At 39.3% G+C, this 13,509-nt stretch carries 10 protein-coding genes and 2 rRNA genes (1 of these 12 only partly in view); 9 read left to right on the top strand and 3 right to left on the bottom strand.

The features are described 5' to 3' along the window. Nucleotides 1-585 precede the first annotated feature (585 nt). From IGJ27_RS10185 to IGJ27_RS10170, 4 genes are read left to right on the top strand one after another with little or no spacing between them, the layout of a single operon-like run. On the top strand, nucleotides 586-1,971 hold the full coding sequence (locus IGJ27_RS10185; RefSeq protein ID WP_438791703.1) for a bifunctional metallophosphatase/5'-nucleotidase: 1,386 nt from the start codon (nucleotides 586-588) through the stop codon (nucleotides 1,969-1,971). Between the two features lie 36 nt (nucleotides 1,972-2,007). After that, on the top strand, nucleotides 2,008-2,667 hold the full coding sequence (locus tag IGJ27_RS10180) for a YutD family protein (protein WP_010720726.1): 660 nt from the start codon (nucleotides 2,008-2,010) through the stop codon (nucleotides 2,665-2,667). A gap of 2 nt (nucleotides 2,668-2,669) precedes the next feature. Beyond that, nucleotides 2,670-3,434: a TIGR01457 family HAD-type hydrolase gene (locus IGJ27_RS10175; RefSeq protein WP_178305746.1), complete on the top strand. Its 765-nt coding sequence runs from the start codon at nucleotides 2,670-2,672 to the stop codon at nucleotides 3,432-3,434. 1 nt (nucleotide 3,435) lies between these two features. Further along, on the top strand, nucleotides 3,436-4,077 hold the full coding sequence (locus tag IGJ27_RS10170) for a TIGR01906 family membrane protein (RefSeq protein ID WP_034700571.1): 642 nt from the start codon (nucleotides 3,436-3,438) through the stop codon (nucleotides 4,075-4,077). A 1,064-nt stretch (nucleotides 4,078-5,141) separates the two neighbouring features. Here the strand turns inward: IGJ27_RS10170 and IGJ27_RS10165 are convergent. Both IGJ27_RS10165 and IGJ27_RS10160 read right to left on the bottom strand, forming a co-directional pair. Continuing rightward, nucleotides 5,142-5,651 carry a phosphatidylglycerophosphatase A family protein gene (locus tag IGJ27_RS10165; protein ID WP_010720723.1) on the bottom strand — a complete coding sequence of 170 codons (510 nt, stop codon included), beginning with the start codon at nucleotides 5,649-5,651 and terminating at the stop codon, nucleotides 5,142-5,144. A 120-nt stretch (nucleotides 5,652-5,771) separates the two neighbouring features. Continuing rightward, entirely contained in the window at nucleotides 5,772-6,770 is a 999-nt protein-coding gene (locus tag IGJ27_RS10160) for an NAD(P)/FAD-dependent oxidoreductase (RefSeq protein WP_034700569.1), read from the bottom strand. A gap of 327 nt (nucleotides 6,771-7,097) precedes the next feature. Between IGJ27_RS10160 and IGJ27_RS10155 the strand changes: the two genes are divergently transcribed. Next, nucleotides 7,098-7,682: a peptidylprolyl isomerase gene (locus IGJ27_RS10155; protein WP_010720721.1), complete on the top strand. Its 585-nt coding sequence runs from the start codon at nucleotides 7,098-7,100 to the stop codon at nucleotides 7,680-7,682. Nucleotides 7,683-7,823: 141 nt separating this feature from the next. On the opposite strand, the gene IGJ27_RS10150 is transcribed toward IGJ27_RS10155, so the two are convergent. Next, nucleotides 7,824-8,990: a MalY/PatB family protein gene (locus IGJ27_RS10150; protein ID WP_373191608.1), complete on the bottom strand. Its 1,167-nt coding sequence runs from the start codon at nucleotides 8,988-8,990 to the stop codon at nucleotides 7,824-7,826. 91 nt (nucleotides 8,991-9,081) lie between these two features. Between IGJ27_RS10150 and IGJ27_RS10145 the strand changes: the two genes are divergently transcribed. The 4 genes from IGJ27_RS10145 to IGJ27_RS10130 form a co-directional block, all read left to right on the top strand. Then, nucleotides 9,082-9,462: a CvfD/Ygs/GSP13 family RNA-binding post-transcriptional regulator gene (locus IGJ27_RS10145; protein WP_010720719.1), complete on the top strand. Its 381-nt coding sequence runs from the start codon at nucleotides 9,082-9,084 to the stop codon at nucleotides 9,460-9,462. A 73-nt stretch (nucleotides 9,463-9,535) separates the two neighbouring features. Continuing rightward, nucleotides 9,536-9,898: a hypothetical protein gene (locus IGJ27_RS10140; protein WP_010720718.1), complete on the top strand. Its 363-nt coding sequence runs from the start codon at nucleotides 9,536-9,538 to the stop codon at nucleotides 9,896-9,898. Between the two features lie 690 nt (nucleotides 9,899-10,588). Then, nucleotides 10,589-12,148: ribosomal RNA gene (locus tag IGJ27_RS10135) — 16S ribosomal RNA — on the top strand. Nucleotides 12,149-12,380: 232 nt separating this feature from the next. Further along, nucleotides 12,381-13,509, top strand: a 23S ribosomal RNA gene (locus tag IGJ27_RS10130); it runs 1,785 nt beyond the window's last position. Together the 16S and 23S rRNA genes form the textbook arrangement of a ribosomal RNA operon.

Here is a 13,509-nt window from a genome sequence, read left to right as displayed (position 1 = left end):
CAAACGACCGCCCGAGCTGGTTGGCTAGGAGTATGTTGTGATGATGGCACCTCTATCGCTGGCTATGATGGCTGGGCAGGAATGTTTGGCGAACCATTGGATCGTCTACAAATCAGTATAGCTGCATCTAATCAATTTTTTGATTAAAAAAACTTCAATTAGTTGTCTGAAAAGAGAAAAATGAGAAACTGATTGCTACTTGATTATTGCTAAAGAAGTAGTGATAGAAGAGTTAGTTTTAAGAAATAAGCCGAAGAATTCCGACATTCGTCCTGCGTATACTGGAAATTCTACGGCTTATTTCTGTGATTTGATTGAAAGTTAGTTGACGAATAAATGGGCAATGCCGATAGAATTATATCTATTGATCATGTTTTGCTGTAACGTATTTTTTCATCACTTTTCTACCCCGAATCGCTAGCTAGAGATAGACTGATTATTACTTTGATCCGATATTATCCACAAGGCTAACGTTTAGAATGGAATCTATTCACAGCGGAGGAATTTGATTTTCTTTAAAATCTTTCAAAGTGAACAAAGAAAAAGCCTATGGTATGATAAAGAAAAGTGAGGCGAAAGAATAAGATGGAAAAAATAGTTTTATTACATACGAATGATTTACACTCGCATCTAGAAAACTGGCCTAAAATCAGAAGGTTTATTGAGCAAAAAAAGCGTGAAAACGAAAAAAAAGAAAATACCACGACCATCACTGTTGATTTAGGTGACTTTGTTGATCGCTGGCACCCGCTATCAGAAGCAACCGATGGACAAGCAAATGTTGAACTAATGAATAACGTAGGCTATGATGCTGTGACGATAGGTAATAATGAAGGCGTGGGAAATGCCAAGGATCAATTGAATCATCTTTATGATCAGGCAAATTTTGATATTTTATTGGATAATTTGTTTGATAAACATCTGTTGCAACCGCCGAAATGGGCAAAAAAGTACAAGATCATTGAAACTCCTCAACAGACTAAAATCGGCTTACTGGCTTTGGCGGCTCCTTTTCCCTTAACTTATAGTCCAAATGGTTGGGATATCAGAAACCCTTATGATATTTTGCCTGAATTAGTGGAAGAACTAAGACCAAAAGTAGACATCTTGGTATTGATGAGCCATCTAGGTATCCAAGACGATCGTCAAATTGCCCAAGAACTTCCGTCAATTGATGTAATCTTAGGCTCACATACGCATCATTTGCTGATTGATGGTCAAATCGTTAATGGTGTTCAGCTTGCAGCAGCAGGAAAATATGGACAATACGTTGGAGAGGTTCACCTCACCGTTGATGAGCATAAAAACATCATCCAAAAATCAGCTCGGGCTATCCCAACAGAAACGATGACGACGTTTATTGAAGATGAGCAGGAAAGCCATGATTATTTAACTAAAGGGCACGAACTATTAGCGGCAAAAAAAGTAGCCAAGTTACCTTATGATTTATCAGTAGATATTTTTGCGGAACATTCTTTTATCTATGAGGCGTTAGAAGCAGTCAAGTATCGTGGGCAAACACAAGGCGCAATGCTAAATAGTGGGTTGTTTTTAACTGGATTACCAGCAGGGCTGATCAATCAGGATCAACTGCATACGGCATTGCCTCATCCAATGCATTTACTGAATGTCACACTTAAAGGAAGGGATTTGATTCGATTGGTATTAGAAATCGAAAAAAATCGTGCCTTTTTACGCAATTACCCAATCAGAGGTATGGGATTTCGGGGAAAAATTTTTGGACAAGTGGTTTATAGTGGGATCTCTTATGATGCAGTGAATCATCAAGTTCACTGGCTGAATCAGCCGATAGATAACGAGCGTCGATATACATTTACAACAGTGGATCATTTTATGTTTGTACCTTTCTTTCCAACGATTGAGATTGCTGGTGAAAATGAATTTTTATTTCCGGAATTTATTCGTAGCGTAGTAGGGGAATACTTAAATGCTCACTATCCAATAAAATAAAAACAAGGTATAATAGGAACGATAGGTGGTGAAAGCATGTCGGCAAAACAAAAAGAGCAACACGCCGTTGAAGCTAAAACAAAAGAAAAACAGACAGCGAAAAATGTCGAGGACCATACGGTGACAGAAGAAATCACCGCCGTGTTAGAAGAAATTATCGAAGAACCCAAACCGGAGAAAGTAAAGGGAGAAATCATTACTTTCATCGATGAGAAGAATTTTTTGATTGGCGAACAGCACTATCGCCTAGTAAAGGATCATCGAGAGGGGTTCAATCCAGAAAAACTTGGCGAAAGATATAGTGAAGTCTTGTCGCGTTATGACTATATCGTTGGTGATTGGGGCTATGAACAATTAAGATTAAAAGGATTTTTCCGAGTAGATAACAGACGTGCTCATCCCGACCAACGAATTGATGCTTTGGAAGATTATTTGTATGAGTATTGTAATTTTGGTTGCGCTTATTTTGTGATTGAACAAATCGGAGGTAAGAAGGAAAAAAATACTCCTCGCAGAAGAAAAAAGAAAAATCAAAACCAACATCGTGCGTACATTGATGAGAAAAAAGGACCCGTTTCTTCAAATCACAAAAAACCGGTCATCAAAAAAAGAAAAACAGAACAAAAAAAGACTGAAAAAACATCAACTAAACCAAAAGCCAACACTAATTTTACGATAAGACAAAGGGAAGAGTAAAGATGGATTATAAAGGATATTTGATTGATTTAGATGGAACGATTTATCGGGGGACTGAACCTATACCTGCTGGGAAACGTTTTGTGGAGGCTCTTCAGGCAAAAAAACAGTCTTTTCTGTTTGTTACGAATAACACCACAAAAAGTCCACAGGCAGTAGCCAATCGCTTGGCAGATGAATTTGATATACACGTCAGCCCAGAAACTGTTTATACAGCTTCTTTAGCAACGATCGATTTTATGCACGCTGCCGGGAAAGGAAACACGTTTTATGCCATAGGTGAAGCTGGTTTGATCGATTTGATTTTAGAAGCAGGATTTGTCTGGGACGAAGAAAATCCCGATTATGTAGTAGTCGGTCTAGATAATTATCTGACGTATGAAAAAGTAGTCAAAGCGACTCTTGCGATCCAAAAAGGGGCAACATTTATTGGAACAAATCCAGATAAAAATATTCCAACTGAGCGTGGGTTGCTGCCAGGTGCAGGATCGGTTATTTCGTTTGTGGAGACAGCTACACAGACGCCGCCGATTTATATTGGCAAACCAGAAGCGATCATTATGGATAAGGCGGTAGAAAAATTAGGTTTAACGAAAGCAGATGTCATCATGGTTGGAGACAACTATGAAACAGACATCCAAGCAGGGATTCGAAATGGGATTGATACGTTGTTGGTGCTCTCAGGATTTACGAAAGCTGAGGATGTACCTTTATTACCGGTACCTGCTACACACGTTCTCCGTTCGTTAGATGAGTGGAGTTTCTAGAATGAGAAAAACAAAATGGGTGTGGGGAGAATATGCGGGTTTGGTTTGTCTATTCTTCATGCTGATCAGTCTGGCGATCGCGATAACAATCAATTTTCGCTTTCTCTATGAACTAGACATCAAATATCTGAACATATTGGATCATACTACGCTTGATCAAGAAACTTTATTGAAAAATTTTGATCAATTAATGGCTTATTTAAATAATCCTTTTCAGAAGGAATTAAGTCTGCAAAATTTTCCTATTTCTGCAAGTGGAGCACATCATTTTTATGAAGTCAAAAAACTTTTTTTACTTAACTATTTTGTGCTGCTGTTGACGTTGATACCTAGTATCTACTATCTCTTTTATCTGAAACGTCATAAGCGTTTTTGGCGTTTAGTTCAACCGTTTAAGATTGGAATGCTCGTACCGATTGTTTTTGGCTTTTTTATGTTGGTAGGATTTGATCGCTTTTTTATCTTGTTCCATGAAACATTTTTTAACAACGACGATTGGCTGTTTGATCCGACAACCGATCCAATCATTAACGTCTTACCAGAACAATTTTTTATGCATAGTTTTATTTTATTTTTTATTTTAATTGAACTCTTTTTTGCTTTTTTTGTGATCATTGGAAAAAGAGAGCTAAAAAGAAGTTAAAATCAAACATAGAATAGAACAAATCATAATGCCTATTTTGTTTCAACAGAATAAAAAAAGCCCGAGACAAGGAGATTGTCTCGGGTTTTCGCTTTAAACGGTGTTCAAAGAGCTGTCCTTCGGTATTAAGTCAAAAAATCTCAAAACATGAAAAGCTGTTTCGAGATTTTCATCCTTAATACTCAGGACAAAACGCTCTTTTCACAACCTCTTTCTCTAAACGGTGTTCAAACATCAGCTCCTTGAAATAAGCCTGAATTTTTCAAAATATGAGAAGCTATTTTAAAAAATTCTTTCTTATTGTCATCGGAGCTATACGATGTTTTCACAACCTCTGATTCACGGTGTTCAAAGAGCTGTCCTTCGGTATTAAGTCAAAAAATCTCAAAACATGAAAAGCTGTTTCGAGATTTTCATCCTTAATACTCAGGACAAAACGCTCTTTTTACAACCTCTTTCTCTAAACGGTGTTCAAACATCAGCTCCTTGAAATAAGCCTGAATTTTTCAAAATATGAGAAGCTATTTTAAAAAATTCTTTCTTATTGTCATCGGAGCTATACGATGTTTTCACAACCTCTGATTCACGGTGTTCAAAGAGCTGTCCTTCGGTATTAAGTCAAAAAATATCAAAACATGAAAAGCTGTTTCGAGATTTTCATCCTTAATACTCAGGGCAAAACGCTCTTGTCACAACCTCTTTCTCTAAACGGTGTTCAAACATCAGCTCCTTGAAATAAGCCTGAATTTTTCAAAATATGAGAAGCTATTTTAAAAAATTCTTTCTTATTGTCATCGGAGCTATACGATGTTTTCACAACCTCTGGTTCACGGTGTTCAAAGAGCTGTCCTTCGGTATTAAGTCAAAAAATCTCAAAACATGAAAAGCTGTTTCGAGATTTTCATCCTTAATACTCAGGACAAGTCGCTCTTTTCACAACCTCTGATTCACGGTGTTCAAGAAGCAACTCCTCAGCAATAAGCGATGATTTTCTAAAATATGAGAAGCTATTTTAAAAAATCCTCTCTTATTCGCTCGGAGCTGATCGCTTCTTTCACAACCTCTTATTGAGTCAAACGACTGCGTTTTTCTGGCTCTTGGTGAGCAAGACGACTGGCAGCAGAGGCAGCGATTGCACCCACGATGTCATCCAAGAAAGTATGCACATTTTTTCCGTCATGGCTATTTAATTTTTGTAAAATACCAGGCTTTACTTTATCGATATAGCCATAATTAGTGAAACCGATTGTCCCATAGACATTTACAATTGATAAGGCTAGTATTTCATCGATCCCATACAGTCCTTCATCATCTTCAATGATATGTTGGAGCGGTGACATCAATTTATTTTCTTCTGCTAAAATATCTAATTGAACCCCAGTTATGATCGCGTTATGGACTTCACGTTTGGTTAAGACAGCGTGAACACTTTGGATACAATCTGCTAAAGTAAGATCAGTAATGTAATCTTTTTGTAAAAACATCACTAGCTCAGCAATGTCTTCAAGGGTTACTCCACGCTCATTAAGCAATTCACGTGCTTTTTCTTCTAGCGTTTCAGTTTTGATAACCATTTTCTTCCTCCTTTTGCTTCTGTGAATCAACTATATTGTTAGCCTACCAAATAAAAAAGCAAGAAACAAATGTTGTCTCCTCTGCTTTGGACAAAATGGTCAAAAATCATACAAGCTATCCTATTTAGGAGGAACTTTTTTATCGTATAAACTGGTACTGTGTCCAGGTTGTGTGCGTTCTTTAGGGTTAATAAAGTGTAACGCATTATTGACAGCTGTAGGTGCTTCGCCAAATCCAGTAGCGATCAATTTTACTTTTCCTTTGTAAGAACAGATATCGCCAGCAGCATAAACGCCTGGTATCGAGGTTGACATATCTGAGTTTACTGAAATTGCATTTCTGGTACTTTCAAGTCCCCATGTTGAAAGATGTTCTAGATTTGAGGTGAACCCATAATTAACAATCAATGAATCAATTAGTAACTCAATTGTTTCCTCGCTTTTTACCCGTTTTAAGCGAACAGCAGTCAATTCCCCATTTTCTCCAGATAATTCATCAATGAGATAGGGAGTTAAAAGATTGACTGATGAAGCTTTCAATAAGTTTACACTATGCTCATGAGCTCTAAATTCTGGCCGGCGATGGATAAGATAAACTTCACTCGCAATCGGTTCTAGCATCAACGCCCAATCAATTGCTGAATCACCACCACCTGCAATTGCTACTTTTTTACCAGCATATTTCATTAAATCGTTCACAAAATAATCGAGACCGTGATGCTCATAAGTTGTTGCTTCTGGTACATTTAATTTTCTAGGTTGAAAAGAACCGCTTCCTAAAGTCAAAATGACTGCTTTTGAATAGTGGATTCCTTTAGTAGTTGTGATCTCAATTATTTCATCTTCTTTAGTAATAGAAAGAACTTCCTCATTCAAATGAAAAGAGTGATTGAATGTGGTTAACTGTTTTTCCAGATTTGCTACTAAGTCACTGGCTTTCACGGCGGGATAGCCGGGAATATCATAAATATATTTTTCTGGGTAAAGCGTTGCTAATTGCCCACCTAGTTGAGGTAAACTGTCAATGATCTTAGTTTTTGCTTGACGCATACCTGCGTAAAACGCTGCAAACATCCCTACTGGTCCTGCACCGATAATTGTAATATCATAGATTTCCATAGAAAACTTCCTCCTCATACCCACACTATAGCAGAATTTAATTGAGAATACTTCTCAAACAAATGATTTATTTCTAATTCTTAAGGAGGTTGGGGCAGAAGCGAAAACGATCTCTCGTGAAATCTACTGGTTCACATATTTAAAAATACTCGTGGATTATTTTTTAAGTCAGAGAAACGCAGAAAAGTATCTATCATTTGATAAAAAGTATATAATCATTTTTACATAAGGATGAGTCTTTTTGTTTTCTTAAGTTTCATGTAACAGCGAATAGAGAGAATATGTTATTATTACCAATGAAGGAATAATTTTTAGGAGGAAAAAGATATGGTATTCCCACAATTAAGCTTAGAAAATGAAAAAGGACCAAAGGCAGTAATAAAAACAAACCGTGGTGACATTACGGTCCAATTATTCCCAGAACTAGCGCCTAAAACAGTTAAAAATTTTATTGAACTTGCTAAAAAAGGATATTACGACGGAGTAATTTTCCACCGTGTCATCCCTGATTTTATGATTCAAGGTGGCGATCCAACTGGTACAGGTATGGGTGGCGAAAGCATCTATGGTGAAAGTTTTGAAGATGAATTTAGTCGTGAGTTGTTCAACTTACGTGGGGCGTTATCGATGGCTAACTCTGGACCAAATACAAACGGTAGCCAGTTCTTTATCGTGAATAATGAAAATGTACCAGCGAATATGCTAGATCAATTAGAAGGTGCAGGCTTCCCGGCTGAAATCATCGAAGCATACAAAGGTGGTGGGACACCTTGGCTAGATTTCCGTCATACTGTATTTGGTCATGTGATTGATGGCATGACTACCGTAGATGAAATTGCTAACGTACAACGTGGTCCACAAGATCGTCCAGTACATGATGTAGTGATCGAGAAAGTTGAAGTATCAGAATAATCACTCGCAATAGTAAGGCATCTTAATTACTAACTAAGCACAAAATAAACCAACTGGTTTCAATCATTGACCCAGTTGGTTTATTTTATTTCTAATTAGAATAGAACCTCGTTTAAAAGTCGTCAAAAATGCTTTTGTTTTTTATGTGAAGGCTTTTTTTATCCGCATCAATCCATCTAGTAGTGTTTCTTCCGGACAAGCTAAATTCAATCGCATATGAGCATGACCGGCAGGACCAAATGAGATGCCAGGATTTAAAACAACTTTTCCTTTGGTAATCAATGTTTGTTCTAGCAACTCGTCATTCGCTTCATAAGCAGAAAAATCTAACCACATCAAATACGTTCCTTCAATCGTCATCACACCTAGTTGAGGTAAATGTTTTTCAAAAAAAGAAGTGGCAGTGGCCGCGTTTTTTTCTATATAAGGAAGCAGTTGACTAAGCCATTCTCTACCCGTTTTGTAAGCAGCTTGTGTACCGATTAGACCAAAAGTATTTATATCTTGTTGCTGATTCATTAGTATCCGCTGTTCAAATTGTTCTTTTAATTTAGGATTTTTTATAAACACCATTGAGTTTTTAATCGCTGCTAAATTAAAGGTCTTGGTTGCCGAAGTAAACGTGATTAAAGACTGACTTAGGGTTTCATCAATCGTTAACATCGAGTTAAAATGGTTCGTTGAAAAAACTAAGTCTTGATGAATTTCATCACTAAAAAGCAGCACTTTGTGTTTCAAACATAGTTCGCTTAGTTGTGATAATTCTTCTTTAGTCCAAACACGCCCCCCTGGATTGTGGGGATTACAAAGGATTACCACTTTTACTTGTTGTTCAACAATCTTTTTTTCCATATCTTGAAAGTCCATCATGAATTTATTGTTTTGTTCAATTAATTGACTCCGTATAAGCTGACGGTGATTACTCTCGACGATTGCAGAAAAAGGTGGGTAAACGGGGTCATGGATCAGCACACTGTCACCTAGTTCAGTAAAAGTTTGAATTGCAACAGCTAAACTAGATAAAACACCGCTAGTAAAGACAATGTGTTCTTTTGTTAAAGATACCTGATGCTGTTGTTTTTCCCAATTGATGACTGCGTGATATAATTTTTCTGAAACGGTAGAGTAACCAAAAAGACCTTGAGAAACATAATTTTCAAAAGCTTTTTTTACTCCAGCAGGTGATAAAAAATCCATGTCTGCAACCCATAAAGGCAATAAGTCGTCTCTTTGATAGGTTTCTTTAATTGAATCCCATTTTACGCTATCGGTATGTCTTCTTGAAACTTTCTTGTCAAATTCACTCATCTAAAGGACCCCTTTTTCTATTGAGTATTTTCAAAACTTCTTTTTTTAAATCATTTACAGTATAATGATAAATGCAAAGAGAGGGAAGTACATGACATATAAAATTGGACAAATAATTAAAGGAAAAATAACTGGAATACAGCCTTATGGTGCATTTGTGTCTTTAGACGAGGAAACACAAGGCTTGATTCACGTATCAGAAGTACAATCAGGTTACACGAAAAGTATTCACACATTGTTAAAAGTTGGTCAACCAGTAACTGTTCAAATCATTGATATTGATGAATATTCAAAAAAAATTAGTTTGTCGTTACGTACGTTGGAGAAAAAGAGCCCTGTTATTCCTTATCGAAGGAAAAGATACTTTACGAATAAAAATAAAAAGATCGGGTTTGCCACGATTGCGGAACAACTACCAAAATGGGTGGACGAAGCACTAGAAGAACTAGAACAGAAAGAAAATAAGAAATAAAAAGTGTATTTTTTCTGAAAATGTGCTAGAATTTTTATGTAAACCACAGAACAAGTTGATCGAGGTGGAAATTTTGGCAAGCAAAAAAGTAGCTGGTACAATCATGTTGCATTTGGAGGATGGATCAAAAAAATTTTTAGTCCATTCAATTGATGACAAGCTGGAGTTTGCATTAGCAGAGCTTTCAGAAGAAAAGACGGGGTTAGCAAACATACTTAGCTTTTTAAAAGAAATCGTTCATATTGATGTTAGCAAAATTAATTTGATGGAGTTGACCAATACACATATTAATCACGAAAATGTTCCATTGTTTGTTTTTGAAACTGAGCAAAAAAGTCAAAGTGAAGACTTAGGTAAAGGCTATCTTTGGGAAGACCCAGATCAAATGCGCTCTGTCCTTGGCACTTACGAAGTGGAAGGAGTTCCTTTCTTTTAATGTAGAATTAGACACCAAAAGAAACTTGAAAAAAATTCAAGTTTCTTTTTTTATGGTAACCGGTCCTCTTTAAAGGATGAAACGTTCAGTTTATCATGGATTATATTCGATAATGCAAACTTTTTTATGATTCTTTTGAAGTAAAAGCGAATGATGATCTTTTGCTTGAATATTCTTTTGAAAAATTAAGTGAAAATGCTTGTTGACGTACCTTGGTTTACGTGATAAATTTATTAACGTTGATTTAAGAAACAGCGTAATGAAACTTTCTAAAAAAATAGCAGAAAAGTTCTTGACGTTTCTAAAAACACATGATAAGATAACTAAGTCGTTAAAAAACGACAGCTTACGAAGCTTGATTCTATCGAAAAAAACTTCAAAAAAGTTGTTGACAAATAACAAACGATGAGTTATGATAAATGAGTTGCTGAAACACTTCTGAAAAACGAAGTTAAAAAAACTTTTAAAAAAAGAGTTGACAAACAAACGTCGCTCTGATATGATATAAAAGTTGCTACGGCAATCTCGACTGATTAGCTTTTAATCAAGTAGACCTTTGAAAACTGAACAAAGCAAAGACAAACCAAATGTGTAGGGCGTCTTGATTGATTCAAGACAACAAACATTTTTAACAAGCAAGCAATATGCTAGCAAACAATTGAGCTTAACAATCGCAAGATTGTTCGAACTTTTTATGAGAGTTTGATCCTGGCTCAGGACGAACGCTGGCGGCGTGCCTAATACATGCAAGTCGAACGCTTCTTTTTCCACCGGAGCTTGCTCCACCGGAAAAAGAGGAGTGGCGAACGGGTGAGTAACACGTGGGTAACCTGCCCATCAGAAGGGGATAACACTTGGAAACAGGTGCTAATACCGTATAACAATCGAAACCGCATGGTTTTGATTTGAAAGGCGCTTTCGGGTGTCGCTGATGGATGGACCCGCGGTGCATTAGCTAGTTGGTGAGGTAACGGCTCACCAAGGCGACGATGCATAGCCGACCTGAGAGGGTGATCGGCCACATTGGGACTGAGACACGGCCCAAACTCCTACGGGAGGCAGCAGTAGGGAATCTTCGGCAATGGACGAAAGTCTGACCGAGCAACGCCGCGTGAGTGAAGAAGGTTTTCGGATCGTAAAACTCTGTTGTTAGAGAAGAACAAGGATGAGAGTAACTGTTCATCCCTTGACGGTATCTAACCAGAAAGCCACGGCTAACTACGTGCCAGCAGCCGCGGTAATACGTAGGTGGCAAGCGTTGTCCGGATTTATTGGGCGTAAAGCGAGCGCAGGCGGTTTCTTAAGTCTGATGTGAAAGCCCCCGGCTCAACCGGGGAGGGTCATTGGAAACTGGGAGACTTGAGTGCAGAAGAGGAGAGTGGAATTCCATGTGTAGCGGTGAAATGCGTAGATATATGGAGGAACACCAGTGGCGAAGGCGGCTCTCTGGTCTGTAACTGACGCTGAGGCTCGAAAGCGTGGGGAGCAAACAGGATTAGATACCCTGGTAGTCCACGCCGTAAACGATGAGTGCTAAGTGTTGGAGGGTTTCCGCCCTTCAGTGCTGCAGCTAACGCATTAAGCACTCCGCCTGGGGAGTACGACCGCAAGGTTGAAACTCAAAGGAATTGACGGGGGCCCGCACAAGCGGTGGAGCATGTGGTTTAATTCGAAGCAACGCGAAGAACCTTACCAGGTCTTGACATCCTTTGACCACTCTAGAGATAGAGCTTCCCCTTCGGGGGCAAAGTGACAGGTGGTGCATGGTTGTCGTCAGCTCGTGTCGTGAGATGTTGGGTTAAGTCCCGCAACGAGCGCAACCCTTATTGTTAGTTGCCATCATTTAGTTGGGCACTCTAGCAAGACTGCCGGTGACAAACCGGAGGAAGGTGGGGATGACGTCAAATCATCATGCCCCTTATGACCTGGGCTACACACGTGCTACAATGGGAAGTACAACGAGTCGCAAAGTCGCGAGGCTAAGCTAATCTCTTAAAGCTTCTCTCAGTTCGGATTGTAGGCTGCAACTCGCCTACATGAAGCCGGAATCGCTAGTAATCGCGGATCAGCACGCCGCGGTGAATACGTTCCCGGGCCTTGTACACACCGCCCGTCACACCACGAGAGTTTGTAACACCCGAAGTCGGTGAGGTAACCTTTTGGAGCCAGCCGCCTAAGGTGGGATAGATGATTGGGGTGAAGTCGTAACAAGGTAGCCGTATCGGAAGGTGCGGCTGGATCACCTCCTTTCTAAGGAATATTACGGAGACTACACTGTTTGTTTTTCACTTTGTTCAGTTTTGAGAGGTTTACTCTCAAAGAGATATTTTTGTTCATTGAAAACTGGATATTTGAAGTAAATTAGTAATACAAACCGAGAACACCGCGTTGAATGAGTTTTTTAATAAGTTCAATTGCTTATTTTCTTGATCGGACTTCTATCGCTAGAAGAAAGATCAAAACCCAACCGTAAGGTTGATAAGGTTAAGTGAATAAGGGCGCACGGTGGATGCCTTGGCACTAGGAGCCGATGAAGGACGGGACTAACACCGATATGCTTTGGGGAGCTGTACGTAAGCTATGATCCAGAGATTTCCGAATGGGGGAACCCAGCATCTTTTATAGGATGTTACGTTTGCGTGAATACATAGCGCATTCGAGGTAGACGCAGAGAACTGAAACATCTAAGTACCTGCAGGAAGAGAAAGAAAATTCGATTCCCTGAGTAGCGGCGAGCGAAACGGGAAAAGCCCAAACCAATGAGCTTGCTCATTGGGGTTGTAGGACTCCAATATGGTAGTTCTTTCAGATAGTCGAATGACTTGGAAAAGTCAGTCAAAGAGGGTAAAAACCCCGTAGATGAAATTTGGAAGGCACCTAGGAGGATCCTGAGTACGGCGGAACACGAGGAATTCCGTCGGAATCCGGGAGGACCATCTCCCAAGGCTAAATACTCCCTAGTGACCGATAGTGAACCAGTACCGTGAGGGAAAGGTGAAAAGCACCCCGGAAGGGGAGTGAAATAGAACCTGAAACCGTGTGCCTACAACAAGTCAAAGCCCGTTAATGGGTGATGGCGTGCCTTTTGTAGAATGAACCGGCGAGTTACGATTGCATGCGAGGTTAAGTTGAAGAGACGGAGCCGCAGCGAAAGCGAGTCTGAATAGGGCGTTTGAGTATGTAGTCGTAGACCCGAAACCATGTGATCTACCCATGTCCAGGTTGAAGGTGCGGTAAAACGCACTGGAGGACCGAACCCACGTACGTTGAAAAGTGCGGGGATGAGGTGTGGGTAGCGGAGAAATTCCAAACGAACTTGGAGATAGCTGGTTCTCTCCGAAATAGCTTTAGGGCTAGCCTCGGAATTGAGAATGATGGAGGTAGAGCACTGTTTGGACTAGGGGCCCATCTCGGGTTACCGAATTCAGATAAACTCCGAATGCCATTCATTCATATCCGGGAGTCAGACTGTGAGTGATAAGATCCATAGTCGAAAGGGAAACAGCCCAGACCACCAGCTAAGGTCCCAAAATATATGTTAAGTGGAAAAGGATGTGGGGTTGCACAGACAACTAGGATGTTGGCTTAGAAGCAGCCACCATTTAAAGAGT

This window comes from Enterococcus sp. DIV1726a, assembly GCF_051710985.1.
Classification (GTDB): domain Bacteria; phylum Bacillota; class Bacilli; order Lactobacillales; family Enterococcaceae; genus Enterococcus_B; species Enterococcus_B hirae.
This window is presented reverse-complemented; position numbering and strand designations above follow the sequence as displayed.